At 45.3% G+C, this 20,352-nt stretch carries 16 protein-coding genes and 1 riboswitch; of the genes, 10 read left to right on the top strand and 6 right to left on the bottom strand.

The annotated features are described in order from the left end of the window. Positions 1–40 precede the first annotated feature (40 nt). Both rseP and B0E43_RS28705 read right to left on the bottom strand, forming a co-directional pair. Positions 41–1,354 (bottom strand): RIP metalloprotease RseP, encoded by a 1,314-nt coding sequence (gene rseP / locus B0E43_RS28710; RefSeq protein WP_077348720.1) that lies wholly within the window; start codon positions 1,352–1,354, stop codon positions 41–43. Beyond that, positions 1,354–2,520, bottom strand: a complete 1,167-nt coding sequence (locus B0E43_RS28705; RefSeq protein WP_077348718.1) for a 1-deoxy-D-xylulose-5-phosphate reductoisomerase — start codon at positions 2,518–2,520, stop codon at positions 1,354–1,356. Before B0E43_RS28705 ends, rseP begins: the two co-directional genes overlap by 1 nt. A gap of 220 nt (positions 2,521–2,740) precedes the next feature. Here B0E43_RS28705 and B0E43_RS28700 point away from each other — a divergent pair, with 220 nt between their 5' ends. From B0E43_RS28700 to B0E43_RS28690, 3 genes are all read left to right on the top strand, one after another. Further along, on the top strand, positions 2,741–4,180 hold the full coding sequence (locus B0E43_RS28700; protein ID WP_077348715.1) for a S1C family serine protease: 1,440 nt from the start codon (positions 2,741–2,743) through the stop codon (positions 4,178–4,180). 92 nt (positions 4,181–4,272) lie between these two features. After that, positions 4,273–4,689 carry a nucleotidyltransferase substrate binding protein gene (locus B0E43_RS28695; RefSeq protein ID WP_077348713.1) on the top strand — a complete coding sequence of 139 codons (417 nt, stop codon included), beginning with the start codon at positions 4,273–4,275 and terminating at the stop codon, positions 4,687–4,689. A 7-nt stretch (positions 4,690–4,696) separates the two neighbouring features. Continuing rightward, on the top strand, positions 4,697–4,999 hold the full coding sequence (locus B0E43_RS28690) for a DUF1330 domain-containing protein (protein ID WP_077348710.1): 303 nt from the start codon (positions 4,697–4,699) through the stop codon (positions 4,997–4,999). A gap of 78 nt (positions 5,000–5,077) precedes the next feature. Here the strand turns inward: B0E43_RS28690 and B0E43_RS28685 are convergent, their stop codons facing one another. The 3 genes from B0E43_RS28685 to B0E43_RS28675 all read right to left on the bottom strand — a co-directional run bounded on the left by B0E43_RS28685 (position 5,078) and on the right by B0E43_RS28675 (position 8,148). After that, a complete protein-coding gene (locus B0E43_RS28685; protein ID WP_077348707.1) occupies positions 5,078–6,130 on the bottom strand; it encodes a YncE family protein in 1,053 nt (350 codons plus the stop codon). Then, positions 6,127–7,971 carry a TonB-dependent siderophore receptor gene (locus tag B0E43_RS28680; RefSeq protein ID WP_077348705.1) on the bottom strand — a complete coding sequence of 615 codons (1,845 nt, stop codon included), beginning with the start codon at positions 7,969–7,971 and terminating at the stop codon, positions 6,127–6,129. The genes B0E43_RS28685 and B0E43_RS28680 overlap by 4 nt, the downstream gene beginning before the upstream one ends. A gap of 21 nt (positions 7,972–7,992) precedes the next feature. Beyond that, complete coding sequence (locus B0E43_RS28675; RefSeq protein ID WP_217349150.1) at positions 7,993–8,148, bottom strand: hypothetical protein; 156 nt, start codon at positions 8,146–8,148, stop codon at positions 7,993–7,995. After that, positions 8,112–8,341, bottom strand: a riboswitch (cobalamin riboswitch). Its footprint overlaps the gene before it by 37 nt. Positions 8,342–8,448: 107 nt before the next feature. Here B0E43_RS28675 and B0E43_RS28670 point away from each other — a divergent pair. From B0E43_RS28670 to B0E43_RS28655, 4 genes are all read left to right on the top strand, one after another. Next, the gene (locus tag B0E43_RS28670; RefSeq protein WP_254423395.1) at positions 8,449–9,609 is read left to right on the top strand and encodes an ABC transporter substrate-binding protein; all 1,161 of its coding nucleotides are present in this window, start codon (positions 8,449–8,451) and stop codon (positions 9,607–9,609) included. Positions 9,610–9,740: 131 nt separating this feature from the next. Then, the gene (locus B0E43_RS28665; RefSeq protein ID WP_077348702.1) at positions 9,741–10,760 is read left to right on the top strand and encodes an iron ABC transporter permease; all 1,020 of its coding nucleotides are present in this window, start codon (positions 9,741–9,743) and stop codon (positions 10,758–10,760) included. A gap of 103 nt (positions 10,761–10,863) precedes the next feature. Continuing rightward, a complete protein-coding gene (locus B0E43_RS28660; RefSeq protein ID WP_077348700.1) occupies positions 10,864–11,844 on the top strand; it encodes an ABC transporter ATP-binding protein in 981 nt (326 codons plus the stop codon). A gap of 186 nt (positions 11,845–12,030) precedes the next feature. Beyond that, positions 12,031–12,711, top strand: a complete 681-nt coding sequence (locus B0E43_RS28655) for a tol-pal system YbgF family protein (protein ID WP_168171924.1) — start codon at positions 12,031–12,033, stop codon at positions 12,709–12,711. A gap of 199 nt (positions 12,712–12,910) precedes the next feature. Here B0E43_RS28655 and B0E43_RS28650 read toward each other — a convergent pair whose 3' ends face one another. Then, positions 12,911–13,954 (bottom strand): type IX secretion system membrane protein PorP/SprF, encoded by a 1,044-nt coding sequence (locus B0E43_RS28650; RefSeq protein WP_077348697.1) that lies wholly within the window; start codon positions 13,952–13,954, stop codon positions 12,911–12,913. A 1,204-nt stretch (positions 13,955–15,158) separates the two neighbouring features. On the opposite strand from B0E43_RS28650, the gene B0E43_RS28645 reads away from it, so the two are divergent. From B0E43_RS28645 to B0E43_RS28635, 3 genes are all read left to right on the top strand, one after another. Beyond that, the gene (locus B0E43_RS28645) at positions 15,159–18,164 is read left to right on the top strand and encodes a PVC-type heme-binding CxxCH protein (protein ID WP_077348691.1); all 3,006 of its coding nucleotides are present in this window, start codon (positions 15,159–15,161) and stop codon (positions 18,162–18,164) included. Positions 18,165–18,367: 203 nt separating this feature from the next. Next, on the top strand, positions 18,368–19,465 hold the full coding sequence (locus tag B0E43_RS28640) for a hypothetical protein (protein WP_077348689.1): 1,098 nt from the start codon (positions 18,368–18,370) through the stop codon (positions 19,463–19,465). A gap of 13 nt (positions 19,466–19,478) precedes the next feature. Then, on the top strand, positions 19,479–20,352 hold an 874-nt coding region (locus B0E43_RS28635; RefSeq protein ID WP_254423394.1), incomplete at its 3' end, for a phospholipase D-like domain-containing protein.

The following is a 20,352-nucleotide window of genomic DNA, read 5'->3' as shown; positions in this document are numbered from 1 at the left end:
CTAAAAGCCCGGTCTCAATAACTTCAAAACGATAATAAGCTTAATTGAAAAGCTTCAAAATATCATTCCCGATGGCAAAAACCATCAAAGCCAACAGAATGACCATACCAACTTTCTGGGCGTTTTCGAGGAATTTATCCGAAGGTGCACGGCCGGATACCATCTCATAAAGCAGGAACATCACATGCCCGCCGTCCAAAGCAGGAATTGGCAGCAAATTCATAAAGGCCAATATCATTGAAATCAGTCCGGTAATACTCCAGAATTTCACCCAATCCCAGGAAGCACCGTAAATTTTCGCCATTCCGATCGGCCCACTTACATTCTTGGCGGAGACCTCACCGGTAAACATTTTACCCATAGCCTTAGCGTTGACGATGACTACGGTAAATGCCCGGTTGGTACCCTTAGCTAAAGCCTCTCCTATGGCATATTCTCTTCGAGTCGGCTCGATCAGGGGTTTAACCGCAATTCCAATCCGAGCCTCATCAGATACCGGAATGGAAAGCGTATCAGTTCCGGTTTCAGCTTGACGGACAATCTGGGCGGTTTGACTCTTCACACCCTGAAGTACAGACTGCATTTCGTCAAAATAGTTGATTGGCGTGCCGTTGACCGCAACAATCTTATCTCCAGTCTGAATACCGGCGGCTTCCGCAGCGCTTCCCTTATCTACCACTCCGACTTCAAAAGGAAACCGGATTTCAATAAACTTATCAAAGGATTCCTCACTGTTGAACGTATTGATAAAACCCCTTGGGATTTCAATCTTGAGCTGCTCCCCATTTCGGTCTACTGTGTAATAGCCGTTTTCGCTGAGTAAGGCTGATCCGCTGCTCAGATCATTGAGACCCTGATAGGTTTCTCCATTGATATCGAGCACTTTGTCTCCGGTCTTGAATCCAATCGCCTCACCATATTCATAGGCCACGATGCCATTTTCGATGATCTGATCTCTTGAAAAGTAGGTTTCCCCGTTATTGTAAACCAACACCACAAAAATGATAATCCCTGTGACTACGTTGACGATAATACCTCCCAGCATCACGATCAATCGCTGCCAGGCCGGTTTTGCCCGGAATTCCCAAGGTTGAGGTTCAGCTGCCAGCTGGGCAGTATCCATGGACTCGTCCACCATTCCGGAGATTTTTACAAAACCTCCCAAAGGAATCGCACCGATCGAATATTCAGTTTCTCCCCACTGGAATCCGGCTATTTTCGGAGGAAATCCGATGGAGAATTTTTCCACTCTCATGCCAAACATCTTGGCGGTAAGCAAGTGACCCAACTCATGAAGCCCCACCAGGATTGACAATCCCAGGAGCAATTGGCCCACCATAATCAATGTTTCCATTATACTTTTGACTTAATTAATGATTCAGTTATAATTCTTGCTTCCCTGTCTGTCTCCACATAATCCTCCAAATTTGGTTTGGCGATGAAAGTTGCCTTTTCCATTGTGGTTTCGATCAAATCTGACATTTCCAGGAATCCCACTTCTTTGCTCAAAAATGCAGCCACGGCAATTTCGTTTGCAGCATTTAGAATACACGGCGCATTTCCTCCCTTAGCTAAAGCGTCAAATGCAAGTTGAAGGTTCCGGAATGTTTTCAGATCCGGTTGCTCAAAGGTCAATTGGGGATATTTGGTAAAATCAAACCGCTCAAAATCACTCTTGAACCGATGGGGATAACTTAGGGCAAACTGGATTGGAATACGCATATCCGGAAGTCCAAGTTGTGCTTTGATCGATCCGTCCTCAAACTGCACCAAAGAATGGACAATACTCTGAGGATGCACAATGACTTCAATCTGTTCTGTTTTCAGCCCAAAAAGCCATTTTGCCTCGATTACTTCGAGACCTTTGTTCATCAGTGAAGCCGAATCGATGGTAATCTTGGCACCCATATCCCAGTTGGGGTGCTTCAAAGCCTGCTCTCGGGTGACTGTTTCGAGAAAAGTCCGGTCTTTTCCTCGGAAGGGCCCTCCTGAGGCAGTAAGGATGATTTTTTCAATCGGATTATGAAACTCACCTACCAAGCACTGAAAAATTGCCGAGTGCTCTGAATCCACCGGATAGATATTGACTGCATGCTTTTTGGCCAAAGCTGTGATCAGCTCACCTGCCACGACCAGGGTCTCTTTGTTTGCCAGGGCAATTTGCTTCCCGGCTTTGATGGCATTGACGGTTGGGATCATTCCAGAGTAACCCACCAATGCAGTCAAAACCACATCGATTGTCTCCATTTCCACTACTTGAGCTATCGCTTTTTGCCCGGCAAAAACTTTGATATCGTGAGGAATCAGGGCTTCCTTGACTTTTTGATAAAAGGACTCATTCCCGATCACCACAGCGTTGGGCTTGAATTCCAAGGCCTGGCTGATCAACAAATCACAATTATTCTGCGCGGTAAGCACCTCAACAGTAAACTTGTCGGAGTGCTGACGGATTACATCCAAGGTCTGAGTACCGATGCTACCGGTACTTCCGAGGATGGCTACGCGCTTTGTTTCTGTCATGTAAAAGGGATTGTTTCCAAATAAAAACCTTCCGGATAAGGGAAGGTTTCCGATTCAAGCTGACAAAATTACCAATTGAAAAGACTTTTCCTTGTACAATCCGTCAGTTTTTAGGAATTGGGATAATTATTGCCATTTCTGTTGCAAATTTCATACTTAAAAATTGTGAATGAAATCAGGACAAACAACCTGAATCTTCTTAATTGAGTAACTTATGCCTATGAAAACTTTGGTCAAATCATTCGGAATTCCATTCCTTGCCGGACTCGCCGGAGCCGCACTTTGGACAACTATTGATGCGGAAAATCCACTTTCTGATTTCAATACCCCAATCTCACAACCATCTATTCCAACTCAATTTACCTCGGGAAGCCTGCCATCAAGCCTACGAACAGACCCACCGATTTCCTTTGTGGAAGCCTCTGAAAACAGTACAGAATCGGTCGTTTTCATCAAAAACTTCAGCGGCACAGATCCCAGAAGGAACAGTATGTTTGACTACTTTTTTGGAACTGGACCTGCCCAACAGGTGAGCACCGGATCCGGCGTGATCTTTTCCAAAGACGGTTATATCATCACCAACAACCACGTAATCGATCAAGCAGAAACCATTGAAGTCGTCCACCAAAAGCGAACCTACCCTGCAAAACTCGTCGGAACAGACAAGAACACGGACATTGCCGTCCTCAAAATCGAAGCCAGCGACTTGCCTGAAATCAAACGTGGTAGCAGCCGAAACCTTCAAATCGGAGAATGGGTACTCGCAGTCGGGAATCCTTTCAACCTTACCTCCACGGTCACGGCCGGGATTGTTTCGGCCAAAGAACGACAGATCAATATTCTGGGCGGGGATTTTCCTCTGGAAAGTTTCATCCAAACTGATGCCCCGATCAACCCCGGTAATTCCGGTGGAGCATTGGTGAATATTAGCGGGGAACTCGTAGGCATCAACACCGCAATCCTTTCCCGAACCGGGTCTTATACCGGATATGGGTTTGCTGTACCTGTAGACATCGCAGTGAAAGTCGCCAACGACCTGATCAAATTTGGCGAGGTACAAAAAGCAATTCCAGGTGTGGATGTGGTGGAAGTCACGCCTGAGCTTGCCGAATCCATGGACCTTAAAAATATGGACGGAGTAATCATAACCCATGTAGTGGGAAATGGCCCTGCCGAAAATGCCGGACTATCCAAAAATGATGTCATTACCAAAATCGCTGACTGGAAAATCACAGGTAAAGGAAGCTTTGAGGAAGCTATCTCCTATTATTATCCCGGGGACAAAATCTCAGTGGAATATGTCCGAAACGGAAGTGCGAAAACAGCCGAGCTGACCTTGCAGAATCTGGAAGGGGGAACCGGGGAAATCAAGCGGGAATATTATGGTTCAGGATTGCTTGGAGCTCGACTCGAGGCGGTCAATACCATAGAAAAAGACAGATTAAAAATTCAATATGGTGTAAAAATCACCTCCTTGACCCGAGGGTATTTGCGGGATTTGGGATTCAGAGATGGGTATGTCATCACCCATATCAATGAAGTTCCGGCCAAAGATCCTGAAGAAGCCGGCAAATACCTGGAGAAGTACAGTGGAAGGCTGCTATTGCAGGGAGTAGCTCCAAACGGACAACCATTTATGCAAAGCTTTAATGTGAGGTAAAAATAAAAGCGGTTGGAATCAGAAAATCCAACAGCTGTTTCTCGCATTAACTGCCATTTTTTTCTAATTTGATTTTAAAGAATTTTCCCAAAATGAAAACCTTACCGCAATCCTGTGAGCAATGCCTGGAACAGTTTTCCACTGCTCTTGAAGATTTAAAAATATATGCCAGCCGGGGGGAACGGATCGGATTCAGCGAATCCCAGTCCAGGGAGTTGATCATCAACTTTGAAGTCGCCCATGAGCTTGCCCTCAAAGTCATCGCCAAATACTTTGAAAAACATGGAAAAGGCCCTTTTTCCGGGTCTCGGGATGCTACTGTTGAGGCATTTCACGCTGAGCTGATCGACGATGGCAAATCCTGGCTGGACATGATCATCGACCGAATCCAATACAATCCGGTTTACACGATCGATTCTCAGGCGATTTTTTTGGAAAATATCCGCAAACGATATATCCGCCTTCTCGAAAGATTTGAAAGGACAATGACCAAAAAATTGGAAGACTGATGAGACTATGATTTTTATAACCCAACTCATTTATATTAAAGAGGGTCAAGAAGAGGTCTTTTTCCAATTTGAGGAAATCGCCATTCCCACGATTTCAAAATACAACGGCAGGCTTCTGTTAAGACTTAGGCCTCATGAAAACTCATTTATTGAATCCTCCATTGAAAAGCCATTCGAAGTTCATTTGGTGGAGTTCGATGCGGAGAGCGACTTTGAAAACTTCATGAAAGACGAAGAAAGAAAGCGTTTTCTGCATCTGAAAGAGCAATCTATCCGGTCTTCCGTCCTGATTAAAGGCGACAAACTGTAAGCACAAAAAAAGCCCGATCCATCGACCGGGCTTACTAATTTTTCAATCTTGAAATTTTTCAATTTTCAAATCCCAAAATCATCTAAAAACAAATCCTGAAGGACCCCTTCCCACCTCCATCTCCTTCACTTCAGTTCCGTCTTTTTTGAAAACGGTAACTAATCCATTACCCTGAAATCCTGCAGAGTTGGTCAGGTAGATTTCTTGTTTGGTCTGATCATAGCCGATGCCATAAAAGCCCGAACCAGTTGTCCAGTCTGTATCCACAGTATTGTCCGCTATCGACACTACAGCTACCGCATCCTGGTAATCTGGCCAGCCTGAGCTGGTTACCAGATATAGCTTGTTATCCTCGCCGATAGCGATTCTACCCGTCGCATTGGCTACATCAAAGGACTTTATCTCTTTCACTGACTGGCTGGCAAGGTTTAGAGACAAGAAAGAGACCTTGTCGGGATCGACGGAATAAACCCAAACCTCGCTGCCTAGTTGAAAAAACTGAACAGGTTTCCCTTCCACATCAATCGTCTTGGTGACCGTTTCGGTGTCGGCATCGATGATTTCGAGCTTGCCTTCTTCCGATCCAGCCACCCAGACAAACTTGCCGTTTGCAAAAAGATCCTCGGGCTTATTGGACACCTCGATCTTCTTTTTCACCGTGCCTCCATCCAAACCGGAAACCACAGCGATATACGAATCCGGTGTGGCATAGCTGGCATTGTAGGGACCGTAGTCCGAAATAAAGAGCTTGCTACTAGCGGTAGCCAAAGATCTTGGCTGATCAAGGTCGTTGATCACTGCGCCAATTGACTTAAAGTCCCCGGGATTGACGATTTCTACTTTTCCGGTGTTGGCGACTAAGTAAAGACGATCCTGCTCGAGTACCATATCCTCCAATAAACCAGCAAAAGGTCTGCTGTTTTCCAGTTCGAAAATGTCATGCGTAAGTGTCCCCGTAGCCGGATCATAGTGATAAACTTCCCCGTCATTGGTGCCAAAATTCCCCTCATTCATAATAAGCACTCCGGAGTCGTATTTTCCAAGAGGCTCATCTCCCCCATTGTCGTTACAGGAAAAAGCAAAAACTAGCAGGACAATAGCCCAAAGTTGATTTTTGAAAAGATTTTTCATAAGTGTATAGTTAAATTAAGTTGATACGATCGACCGGGCATGGCCCGGAGGTAGAGGACTTGGTAGTCTTTGTCCAAGAGGTTTAGTACTTGAAAACTCAGCGGAAACTGAACCTTGCCCCAAGTGAGTTTGGAAAAAGTCAGGCCTGCGTTCCAAATTTGGAAGGCATCCATGACTCGGGCATTACCGGTGCCGATGGCTCTGGGACCGACGAAAAAGGAACTGAGATTTAGCCCAAAACCCTTGAATTCTGCGCTTAGGTTTCCATTGGCTTGGTGCTCCGGCGTGTATGGAAGTTGCTGGGGATTGGAGGGCTCCGTAGTGAGGTCCAAAGCCTCCGAAAAAGTATAGCTCAGGCCAAGTTCCCAATCCCAGCTGCCCAATTTCCAACCTGCATTTCCCTGAAATTCAAGCCCCTGATTCTGCACCTTCCGGATATTTTCCGGACTCCAGACCGACCCCTGCGGCAGCCAGATGATCCAGTTGTCCACTTCCATTCGATAATAGGTGAGGCTTTGCTCCCACGAGAAATTGCCTTTTTTGAGCCAATGAAGCCCTATTTCACCGTTGATGCTTTCTTCAGGCAAGAGGTCGGGATTTCCGCCCGGACTCCAAAACCGGTCATTGAGTGTTGGTACTTTGAAGCCTTTTCCAAGGGAAGCTTTCAGCAAAAGTTCCTGCTTTTCTTTATTCAAAAACCTCCAATCTGCACCGATCCCGGGAAGGAACGGAACAACATCACCGGGATAAGCGAATTGCCTTAGATTGAAAGAAAACGAAAGATCCTCAGAGGTTTTCCAGGCAGCGGATTGATAAAACTCGAAGCGCTGATCCGTCTCCGAATAGGTACTTAAATCTCCCTTGACAAAAGTGGCTCTTGCTCCAGCCTTGAACTTCCAGTTTTCCCCGGCTTCAAAATCCCAATCCGAAGCCAGAAAAAACTGCCTGGTTTGGTTTAGACTTTCATTGAAAATCATCTTGTCCCGGACAAGACCGGTTTTGAGGTTCCAGACGGATTTTTTCCCAAACCTGAAATAATCCACCACCGCCCGGATGCTTTCATCGGACTGCAAGTCAGTGGTATTTGAACCCATCACCGGCTGGATCTCACGTTCGGCTTTATTCCACCAAAAAGCAGCTTTGACCTGACTTTTTGAACTCAGATTCCAAGCCAAATCCTGCACCAAGCCTACTTGCTCCACTTCTGCATGATCTTCCCGGACTTCCGGCGTGCCAGGCTGGGAAAGATCCTGATAGCCAAAATCATTTTCGGCAATCCGCCTGAATAACCGGGTTTTGCTGCTGAATTTTTTCGAAGAAAAAGCTCCTGAAACTGAGGTATTAAACAGCCCAAAACTCCCAATTGTCTGGCTCAGTTTCCCCTCAAATCCTTTTCCAAAGTCGGTTTTCGAGCCCAGATGAATGCTTCCTCCGATTGCTTCATTCCCAAAAAGTGCCCCAGCACTTCCAAACTGCAACTGAACTCGATCTATGGCCTCCACAGGCAAAATCGAAAGGTCGCTTTGACCGAGCGAAGGACTGTTGATCGGAAGGCCGTTCCAAAAAATAGCGGTATGACCGGCTGAAGTACCGCGAAATGAAGGGGAAGCCAGCATTCCGGCCCCGTATTGTCGGACAAAGACAGGACTTTTCTCCTGCAACATATCCCCCAAAGATCGGGCAGAATAGGCCTCCAAAACCTTGGAATCAAGGTTCGTAACTTTTTGCCCATGAGCAAATCGGTCCAAGGCAGGTGCGTAGACCTCCACCTGCTCCAGCGAAACAGTGTCCTGCATCGGCTCAAAACCCAAAACAGAAAAAACCAACAACAACAAAATCATGCCTGATCGAATAGTTTAAGTCTATTTCTCCCGATAGCTATCGGGATCGGGCTTGAAGAGAAATGGGAAGAAATGAAAACTGTCCTTGCCTGCTATCGGAAGGGAAATCGACACGTCTTCTTCGCTTTTCCTCCGAAAGCACAGAATCAACAGATCAAGGCAGGTCTCCTGGCTCATCTAATTTTTGCCGGCCTTCTCATCCCGATGACTATCGGGACAATGGCATAGTGGTGCAAAAACTTTTCCCTTCCGAAAAAATCGGGACGGGACAGACTGACAGTTGCGGGGACAGCTCCGGTTTTACACCGGATTCCCTTTTAATCCCCAGAGCCGAACGGGCGGATGAGGAACCTAAATCGGGTGTAAAGTAAGGCGATTTTGAGTTGGTAAAAAAACACCGAAGCCCAACAAATTTTGGAAAGCAGGGATTATCTCTTTTACCTTGGCAGAATATTTCGTCCAGGATTTCAAAAAACCGTGAAGCTCAAAAAAACCACTTTTTACTCGTTTCCAATCACTTACCTCCTTTACTTCTGGAGTTTTGGACTGTTGATTTCCTGCGGAAAAAAAACTGAATTAACCCTTGAAAAAACTCCGGTTGCTCTGGGGTATGCCAAAGGGTTTGAGATTTTTCAGGGAAAAGATTTTTGGGAAATCCACGTGACTCAGGGATACACCGGAGCTGAAAAAACCTTTCGATATCTGGTTTTGGAAGAAAATTCCGAGGCCGAAAAAACGGGTTTTGATGCAGTTGTTCAGTTGCCTATTTCCAAAGTGGTGATGACTTCCACTACGCATATTCCGCATTTGGATTTGTTGGAATCGACAGAAAAACTGGTCGGTTTTCCTCAAACAAATCTTATTTCATCCGAAAAAACCAGATCTCTGATCGACTCAGGAAAGGTCACCGATTTGGGAAACGGACCATCCGCAAATCCCGAAATGGTCATAGACCTGCAACCGGACTGGATCATGATCTCGACTTTGGGCGAGGATCTGAGGTATTTGGATCTCTTTGCCCAGGCTGGAATTCCTGCTCTGATCAACGGGGAATATGTGGAGCAAAATCCACTTGGAAGAGCGGAATGGATCAAGTTTACCGGGATTTTGCTGGGGAAATACCAGGAGTCGGTAGCAGTCTTCGAAGAGATCGAAAAAGCCTATCAGGATGCTGAAAAACTTACTGCCACTCTCGCACAATCCGAAAAACCCAAAGTCCTGAGCGGAGTCATGTATCAGGATATTTGGTATGCCCCGGGAGCGGATAGCTGGGGAGCCAGAATCCTCGAAAATGCAGGAGGAAGCTACATTTTTGGGGACCAAAGCGGAGAAGGAAGTCTCCAACTCAATTATGAATTTGTTTTGGATAATGGGCTGGAAACCGATTTTTGGATCGGCTCGGCGGACTTTCCGGACCTGCAAACCATGGGAAATGCAGAACCCCGATATCAGGCTTTTACCCCTTGGAAAAACGGAAAGGTCTATACTTACACTGCAAAAAAAGGAGCAACAGGAGGCTTGGAATATTTCGAACTGGGCTACGTCCGCCCCGACTTGATTCTAAAGGATTTGATCAAAATCCTTCATCCGGAATTGCTGCCTGAGTATGAGTTGTATTTTTATAAAAAGTTAAATTAATCGACAAACATCGCCGAGGTTCGTGTCTCCACGAACCTCATCTAAATTAAATAAATGCCCCACCGTACCTACCTTTTCCCCTTAGCTCCGCCGTGGTTTGTGTCCCCACAAACCACTTACAAATCAAATCGATGAATCCAAAAAGATACCTTTTCCCCATCGCTATCGTCATTCTTGGATTGAGCTTTTTGCTCAATCTGAGCCTGGGATCGGTGATGATTCCGTTTGGGGAAATTGTGTCGGGGATCTTTTCCGGTGAATGGACGAAGACTTCCTGGGAGCAGATCATTATCAACTATCGCCTTCCTAAGGCTTTGGTGGCCATTTTTGCCGGGATCGGGCTGAGCTTAAGTGGACTTCAGATGCAGACTTTCTTTCGAAATCCTTTGGCAGGACCTTTTGTCCTGGGGATCAGTTCGGGTGCTGGACTGGGTGTGGCGATCTTGATGTTGGCTGGTTCTGCTTTTGGCTTTGCGTTGAGCGGAGTCAATTCCTGGGCCATTGCATTTGCAGGAGTTTTGGGAGCAGGAATTGTTCTTTCGGGGGTCAGTTTGGTCGCCTGGAAAGTCAAGGACAACATGACGCTTTTGATCGTGGGATTGATGTTTGGATCGGCGGTTTCGGCCGTGATTTCTGTGCTTTCCTACTTCTCGGGAGCTGAGGCTTTGAAGCTTTTCACGGTTTGGTCCATGGGTAGTTTGGGAGCCTTGGGTTGGTCTCAGGTTGGGATATTGGGGATTCTGATTGTCTTGGGTTGCATTCCGGTTTTTGGATCCATCAAATCCTACAATGCACTTTTGCTTGGTGAAGCCTATGCGAAAAGTATGGGAATCCGAACCGAAACCATGCGCTGGCTGATGATCGGAAGCACGGGGATTTTGGCGGGAGGGATCACCGCATTTTGCGGCCCGATTGCATTTGTGGGGATTGCTGTTCCACACCTTGCCCGTATCCTTTGGAAAAGCTCAGATCATCGGATTTTATTCCCAGCCTCAGCCTTGATCGGAGCAATCTTGCTCCTACTCTGTGATGCAGCAGGCCAACTTCCCGGAATGGCAAGCACCTTGCCGATCAATGCGGTCACTTCACTGGTTGGTGCTCCGATCGTGATTGGTCTGATCTTGAAACGAAACTTTAGCCGGGATTTCTAAAATGAATAAAAAATCCCCCTTACCCCCTTTTGGAAAGGGGGAGTTCGTCAAATCCAGCATCATATGTATGATTCAAACAGATACGAGAATTTATCATCAATAAATGACTGAATTTCGGCCGCATATCGCACTCGAAGGCAAGGGATTGACACTGGGCTATTTTCACCAAAAAACCCGGAAACTAATTCTGGAAGACCTGGATTTCAACCTTTTCAAAGGCGAACTCACCTGCCTGCTCGGTCCAAACGGTGTCGGAAAATCCACGCTGATCAAAGCCATCTTGGGTCAGGTCAAACCTTGGAAGGGCGAGATTTTACTTGAACACCAAGCCATCGAAACCTATGGTGTCGAAGACCTCGCCAAGAGGATCTCAGTCGTGCTCACCGATCCGGTATTTCCCGGAAATATGACCGTGGGACAGTTGGTTGCTCTGGGCAGAACTCCGCATACAGGTTGGTCTGGGAAACTCGATGAGCTAGACCGTGAAATTGTCGAAAAAGCACTGTCCCAAACAAAAATCACCTACCTCCGCGACGAGCGCCTGAGCGAAATCAGCGATGGACAACGCCAAAAAGCCATGATAGCCAGGGCTTTGGCACAGGATGGACAGCTCATGATCCTGGATGAGCCCACTGCCCACCTCGATCTTGTCAACAGGTTTGAAATTATGCAACTGCTCCGGGAGATCGCTTCCCAAAAAGAAAAAGCAGTACTTGTCGTGACTCATGATCTGGACATTGCAATCGAAACTGCAGATCGCTTTTGGTTGATGAATTGCGGAACTCCGCTGATTTCCGGCAAACCCGAAGACTTAATTATTTCCGGGGAAATTAACCAGTTGCTTCCGGGCGAAAAGTACCGGTTCAGCCTTGAAAGAGGTAAGATGGAATTTGAAATTCGGGATTTGGGATTTGAGATTTCAGGTCCCCAAGAGCTGGTTTTCTGGGTAAAAAAAGCGCTAAACAAGGCGGGAATAGACTCATTTGCAGATTCGGTTTTGGTTAAAAAGGAACCCTTTTCCATCCATCACAAAAACAGGGAATTTCCAAAAATATCAGACTTGATTCATTTTTTGAAAAGCTAAACTTGAAATGGCAATGGCGATATTTCCAACAAATATTGATCTCAATATTAAAAACAAATGCCTTTTGAGACTTTAGAATACATCTCCATAAATCCTACTTTTTCCAAAAAACCCCAAAAAAAACTATCTTTTCAATACTATTTTCAAATCCAAATCCATAAAAAACACAGAGAAAACCTAATTCTGATGAAACTTGAAGAACTGTTTGATTCCTTTCTAGGGGGAAAAATGAGCGAATCAGACAGGATTCTATTTGAAAAATTATTGGAAGAGAATCCCGAATATCAATCCCAACTAAACACCTACCGACAACTTAAAATCCAAACCGGTAAAGAAACTGAATCCTCAGATCTTCCTTCCAAATCAAAAAACCTCAAAAACTGGCTCATCCCAATTGCAATTGCCCTTTTGATCGTTTTGGTGGGGTACTTTTTATTCAGTACCCTCAGCATGAGTCCGGGGCAAAAGCTCTTTGCCAAATACTACGAAACCTACCCCATAGCCGACACCGGTACAAATGCCTCCGGGGACGCTTCACAGGCCTTTCAAGCCTATGAAGCAAAAGATTACCAAAAAGCCGCAGCCTTCTTTGAGCGGATCCAGACCCAGCCCAATTCGGATTTCGCCTTGCTTTACCTGGGAATCTGCCAGCTCGAACTGGGCCGCCCTGAGAAAGCCATCCCGGTTTTGAGTCTTATCCCAACCAATTCTCCTACTGCCTCCAAGGAGGTCGCCTCTTGGTTTGAAGCCTTGGGATACTTTAAGCTCAATATGCTTGACAAAGGCAAAAAAGCCCTTCAAGTCACCGCAGCCAAACCTAATCCCTATCAGACCCAGGCGAAAACCATCCTCGAAAGTCTGGATTGAGACTACTGAATTTGCCTTTCTCCCTCAATCTTACCACTTCTGTCCTCCGTCTTCCAGCTTCCAACTTCCACTACACAGCAGTGGACCATGGACTGTTTACTGTGGACTCAAGGATAAGACTGCTTCGCTCCGTGCCTCCGCTCGCAGTGACGTCTCCGGACATCCGACCCACATCGGTCATCCATCATCCGCCTTCCTTTCACCAAATCAACACCTCATCCGGCACAAATTTGTTTTTCTCGTTGTCCTTGAACAGGTTGACAACAACCATAAACTCATGGGTGCTGCCCGGCAGCAGGTAACTTTTTCCCATCGGAAATTCATAGATATAGCCCAGTTTCATCCTTTTGGTCAAAAACCCAAACTGGAGATTAGTGGCATAGTCAAACCTGTGGCCTGCCCCTATCCAGACTTTGTCCATCAGCAGGGCTTTGATATTCAACTCTACCACATTAGGCAGGTCCTTTCGGCTTCTGAATAGGGCATTGGTGATGAGGGCCAGATTCGGAGTGATGGTTTCACGGAAACCAGCCTGAACAAACTGCTCTGCCGGATAGCCTTCCATAAACTTGTCCCCGCTGCTGATTTTTCCCCCGTTGACCCGGTGGACACCATAGGAAAGGTAATACTGCCGGTGCGTCAGGGCAATTCCGACATTGGCATCGATCAACTGCATATCTGAGAATGTACCGTAATACTGCCCCAAAGTCGGATCGTTTTGCTCCTCGGTGGTCAGTGCGTTTCCATCCAGCCGAATACTCTGGTAGTTGATCCCGACACCCAGTCTGAGGTTGTGGCTTTCGGTGAGCCTGACCCGGGAGGCATAACTCAGCATCAGTTCGTTTTCACGGAAAGCACCATAGGTATCATGAAGCAGATTGAGAGAAAGGGCATTTTTGCCCATCAAAGCCGGATCAATTTCTCCCGCCAATTCCCCAAAATCAAGCTCGGTACTGAAAAAGAACGTCTGGGGAGCCCCCTCAAATCCCGACCATTGGTTTCTCACAAAACCCCTGACCGTGGATCCTTCATACCCGGTAAGCCCCGGATTGAAGTAGCTTTGAAAATGAGAAAACTGGGAGACGTATTTTCGGGATTGGGCCTGAACCAAAGGACTCATCAAGAGCAACAGAAATGTCAAAATCAGGATTTCAGGCGTCTTGGAAACAGTCCTTTTACCCCGGCGAAAAATCGCTTCCGCCAGATTTTGAACAAAAGCTTCTACGCATAAACTACTCTTCATCGGACAGACAGTTATCAGGAAAAAGCGAAAACCAAGGCGGAAAGCCCAGCACCGGGACGAAGAACCCCACAATCCTTTTGATCTCAAACACTTCCAAAAAGAACGGACAGGCGAAGTAAATGAAGTGATAAACTATTTTGAGATTTGAACTTAAGCTTCTAAAAATCAATCCCTCTTGTTGCTTCACGTACTTCGGGGCTAATCTTTTTTTACCACTGAGTTCACAGAAATTTTCTTAGAGGGCACTAAGATTTTTCCCTGATCGTACCCCCAAAAGCTTTAGCCTTTGTCTCTATGCTCTTGAAAAACGTCTGGAAAATGGATAGGGACTGAAGTTCGGGACAGTGTCAAATCCCTAGGATATTCTTTCTCTGAGCCCTCTGTGGTTAAACCCCCTTTGCGTTCCTTCGCGTCCTTCGTGGTTAATTTTATCCCGCAGATTTTCGCAGAAAAAGTCACAGATTTTCACAGATTCTTCACACAATCTGAAAAGCAAAAAAGCTTTAGCTTTTCCTCTGTGGCCTCGGAAAAGGTCCGAAAAAAGATAGAGGACTGAAGTTCGGGACAGGATCAAATTCCTAGGATATTCTTTCTCTGAGTTCTCTGTGGTTAAACCCCCTTCGTGTTCCTTGGCGTCCTTCGTGGTTAATTTTATCCCGCAGATTTTCGCAGAAAAAGTCACAGATTTTCACAGATTCTTCACACAATCTGAAAAGCAAAAAAGCTTTAGCTTTTCCTCTGTGGCCTCGGAAAAGGTCCGAAAAAAGATAGAGGACTGAAGTTCGGGACAGGATCAAATTCCTAGGATATTCTTTCTCTGAGTTCTCTGTGGTTAAACCCCCTTCGTGTTCCTTGGCGTCCTTCGTGGTTAATTTTATCCCGCAGATTTTCGCAGAAAAAGTCACAAACCTGCCTGCTGCAGGCAGGTTTTCACAGATCCGAAACACCAAAAAGCGTCAGCTTTTTCTCCGTGGCCTTGAAAAAAGTTCAAGAAAAGTAAGAGGACTGAAGTTCGGGACAGGATCAAATTCCTAGTATATTCTTTCTCTGAGTTCTCTGTGGTAAAAAAATCCTTCCTGGTTAAACCCCTTGGCAGCTATTTTCTTAGCCCCAGAAGACACCCAGCTCTTGTTAAACAGCCCCTTATCACCTATTTTGCTAAGCAGTCGGATTTTTAGCCTGCCAACCCAAAAAACCTCAACCTATGAAGAAGCCCCTAATTGCGCTGCTCTTTGCCTCAGCCCTTACTTTTTCCTGCGAAAAACCCAAACCCCAGCTCACTGCTGAAGAATACGCCGCTCTCACCGACGAGCAAAAACGCTCGGTAGAATTTGCCCTCGATGGCATCGAAGTGACGGATGAGCGCCTTGAATTGACGCTTTTCGCCTCCGAACCCATGATGACCAACCCGACCAATATGGACATCGACGACCGAGGACGGGTTTGGATCACCGAAGCTTACAACTACCGCACTCAGCTTAATCCCGAAAATCCGACAAAAGCCGAAGGGGACCGGATCCTGATCCTGGAAGACACGGATGGAGACGGCAAAGCCGATAAATCCACGGTCTTCTATCAGGGAACCGATATCAACGCCGCATTGGGCATCGCCGTCTTTGGCAACAAAATCTTTGTCTCTGTCAGCCCGAATGTCTTTGTCTTCACGGACGAAAACGGCGACGACGTGCCGGACAGCAAGGAAGTTCTCTTCACCGGAATCGGTGGCGAGCAGCATGACCATGGGATGCACGCCTTTACTTTTGGAGCTGACGGAAAGCTTTACTTCAATTACGGCAATTCAGGCGAGGGACTTCATCTGGCAGACGGAAGTCCGATCCTCGATCCATTGGGACAACCAATTAATGATCAAACCGCACCCTATCAGGAAGGCATGGTCTTCCGCTGCGATCCGGACGGCAGCAATGTCGAGATCCTGGGCTGGAACTTCCGAAACAACTACGAAGTGGCTGTGGACAGCTACGGACGTATGTGGCAAAGCGACAACGACGACGACGGCAACCGCTCCACGCGGATCAACTTTGTGATGGACTATGGCAACTATGGCTTCAAGGATGAAATCACTAAAACCGACTGGAGAACCCGCCGCATCAATATGGAAGACTCCGTTTGGCAGCAACACTGGCACCTCAATGATCCCGGCGTGGTGCCCAATCTGGTCCAGACTTATGCAGGTTCGCCGACGGGAATCCTCGTCTATGAGGGTAAACTCCTCCCTGCCGAATACCAAAATCAGGTCATCCACGCCGATGCCGGACCCAATGTGATCCGCATGTATCCGGTGGAAACCTCCGGTGCGGGCTTTACCGGCGAGGCAAAAGCGATCCTCGACGGCAATACCCGTGACAACTGGTTCCGTCCCTCCGATGTGACAGTCGCTCCAGACGGTTCGATCTTCGTCTCCGACTGGTACGATCCGGGAGTGGGCGGACATGCGGTCGGCGATCTGGACAAAGGGCGCGTCTACCGACTGGCTCCGAAAAACTCAGATTACAAGGTTTCCGCACCTGATTATTCTTCAGTAGAATCCCTGATCGAGCTGGTTCAGAATCCAAACCGGGCCATTCACTTCAAGGCTTTTATGGCACTGAAGGAAAAAGGTGCCGAGGCAAAAGACGGTCTTGAAAAACTCTATGAATCTGAAGATTCCCGCATGAAAGCCCGTGCCTTCTGGCTGCTGAGCAAGCTGCCAAATGGCAACGAATACATCCAAAAAGCGGCAACTGACTCAGATGAAAACATCCGTGTGGCTGCTGTCCGTGCTTCCCGAATCAACGGAATGAACGACGCCAACTTCCTCTTGACGATGGCGGGCGATGCGTCTGCACAGGTGAGACGGGAAGTAGCTGTCGCTATTCGTTATCAGGATCAGCCTGCCGTCTGGCAAAAGCTGGCCGAGTCCTACAAATCCGGCGACCGCTGGTACTTGGAGGCTCTGGGCATCGCGGCGGCATACCGATGGGACAGCTACCTGCCAGTCTATCTGGAGAAAGCCGGGGCCAACTGGACCGCATCGGCCGAAACTAAGGACATCGTCTGGAGATCCAGAGCCGCAAACACCCCCGAACTGCTGGAGCAACTGATCCTGGCAGAAAACAGCCCAACCGATCACCGCTACTACCGGGCACTGGACTTCCAGAATGCGGACTTGAAAAACCAAACGCTCAAAAATCTCCTGGCAAAAGGCCAAAATGAAGACCAAGTGATTATCCTTCGCCAAGCCAGTTACGATACCGAAAAGCCCGATGCACAACTCTTGAATCTGGCCAAAGCCAAGGCAGGAGAGATCGCCGATGACCGCGACTTCTTGGATATCGTGCGTAAATACCAGCTCAAAGACCAAAAGGATCGACTGCTAAGCATCGTCTATCAGGAAAGTGATGGACGCCAAGCCAGCGCCGCAGCAAACATCTTCACCAGCCTCTATGGCTTGGGAGAAGTGGAAAAGGCCATGAAAGATCCCGATCAGGCCAAAGCCATCGCCGCAATCCGCAAGTTTGGTGTGGTGGACAACAAAGAGATGGCCATGCTTCTGAGCAAGTTCTGGAATAATCCGAATGCCCCAGCCGAAGTCCGCACAGCAGCCATGGAAGAGATGAAAGGTTACCAGTCCGAGGCCGCCCTGTGGGAGTTTGCCCAAGCGGACAAAATCCCGGCAGAAGTACTGCCTATCGCCCAAAAGCTCCTGATGTCTACCTGGAATTCTACGATCCGGCAAGCCGCCACCGAGAAGTATGGCAGCAGCCTGGATACAAACTATGACATTCCAAAAATGCTGGCCGCAAGCGGAACTATCGAAAAAGGAAAGACCCTCGCCGCCACCTACTGTGTGGCCTGCCATAAGATCGGAACGGAAGGCATCGACTTCGGTCCGGGCCTGACAGAGATCGGCGACAAACTCAGCAAGGAAGCCCTGATCAACTCCATCATCAACCCATCAGAAGGCATGGGCTTCGGCTATGAAACCCAACTCGTCAAATTCAAAGACGGCAAGGAAATCCGCTGCATCGTCAACTCCAAGACCGAAATCGACCTGATCGTGAAGCTGGTCGGCAGCAGCGAACAAACCATCTACAAACTAGCCGATATCGAATCCATCACCCAACTCGACGAATCCCTAATGCCCAAGTTCCCTTTGACCGAGGAAGAACTGGTGGATTTGGTGAGTTATTTGGAGGGGTTGAGGAAGTAGAGAGCTGAGAATTGAGAGGATGGATTTTTGGTGTTTTAAGAGAGTTAGCCAATTACAAATTGGCAGAATATTAGGGTGTAGTTACAAACTACACCCAGTCCAAACCACGATTTGACTACGCCGAGCGGGGAGATACCTTCATAGCGATACGTACTCTTAGAAATTAATTAATAAATTTAAATTAATTAAAACTATTTAAGTCAATGAAAATTAACAACGAATTAATCCCTAGCCAAAAAAACGATCTCACAAAGGTTGATAAGTCTATAAATATAGTAAAAAAGATAATTAGCCAAGGCAATTTTCATATAAAAGGTTTATCAAATACAAATGTTGTACCCTATCGCATCGGTAAGTTGGTGGACTTCTATAATATAAATTCAAATAGTTTTTTAAACAAAACATTCAATATTGATGAAATATTTAATTTGAATCCCTGGGTTTGCAACAATAGCTATCTATACATCGACAATCCGAACTCTCCTGCACCTAACAATTATTTTATAATAAACGTGGAAGGAAAAGAACATTATCTTGGGTGCTTCATGGATTTGGAAAAAAAAGGTGAGTTTATTTTAGGAATAAGCGTTGATCAAACTTATTTTCTATTTCAAAACGAAAAATTAGTATTTAAAATAAAGAAAAATACGATTGATTACGTTGCGGCTTCAATTTACAGTGATTCAATATATCCTAATCCAAGTGACCCAGAATATTCAATACCAGATTGGGAAGTTAAAAATATTTTAAAAGATGAATTTCGTATCTTATTTTTGGATTCATATTACATAAACAATGGAAATACAAGAAAATGTCATACATTCGATTTTGAAGGTAATCGCTACATTGATTTCGATAGATACTCAGAATACGATGAGGAAATCTCTACTGAACAGCCCAAAAATATTTTAGAATTAAAAGACACATTTTGGACAATGAAAATAGATGGACTATACTACAAAGAAGTAAAAAAGTTAGATTTTAAATTTTACAAAGAGATAATGTATAAAGACTACCCATTTGAAAAAAATGATCTAATTGCTATCTTAGAAAGTTGCAACAAATGGATGGATCAAAGTTATTACAAAAATTATAAAAATTTAAATCATACAATAACACTAAGTGAAAAAATCATATTCATTTCAGGTTATGCAGAACTAAACGTAAAAGTTGAATTTGAGCTTCTTAAAGAAGAAGGATATGATGGAGTGGCTGGATATGATGGAGTAGTTGGATATCATATATTTGAATTATTTTTTGGATATATAGACGTATTTGGTAATTGTTATTGGAAAAACTAAACGGTAAAGCTGAATGCAAACAGAAGCAGTTTTTGAAAATATAGCCAATCGGATTATATCTGAAATTAGTTTGGCAAAAAAATCCATTTACATAGCTGTAGCTTGGTTTACAAACCAAAGAATTTTTAATATTTTGATTAAAAAAGCTGAAAATGGATGTCAAATAAACCTAATCTATTCCGCGGATCAAATAAATGATAACTCGAAAATCGATTTTAATTCACTCAATATAAGAGCATCGAAGGCTTTCAGAATAGGAGATGGCGACAAAATATTAATGCATAATAAGTTTTGCGTGATAGATCACTGTACAATTATTACAGGATCATATAACTGGAGTTATAAAGCAGAAACTAATTTTGAAAACATAATCATAACCAAAGACGATACTACACTAGCGGTTCAATTCATTTCAGAATTCTATAAAATTAAGAAGAAATTTTACCCAAAAGATGAAGAGGAAATAAAATACTTTCCTTTAGACAAAATCATTAAACAAATTGAAATTCTAAAAAACTATATTTTATTGGAAGAAATTGAAGAACTTAAGAAGTACGCTTTAAAACTCCAGATATACAATTTTAACACAGACATTGTCCAAATTCTAAATTTAATTGAAAAAGAAGATTTAGAAACCGCCATTAAGACTATTACGGATTTCATTTCAAATTGTCAACAAACAACCATTTGGACTGACCCTGAAATAGCAGAACTGAAACTTGAAATACATAGTCTTCAAAATGAGATTAATGCTTTTGATAATGAGAGAATTGAATTAGAGAAAATATTATCTAATTTTCATTATTGTCATTCTAAGGAATTAGGACCTATTATCCTTAAAATACTAAAATTAAGGAAGCAAAAATATAAATATGATAAGGAGAACT

Source organism: Algoriphagus sp. A40, assembly GCF_002002735.1.
Lineage (GTDB): Bacteria > Bacteroidota > Bacteroidia > Cytophagales > Cyclobacteriaceae > Algoriphagus.
The sequence above is the reverse complement of the archived record's forward strand: the minus strand, read 5'-3'. Positions and strand labels throughout refer to the sequence as shown.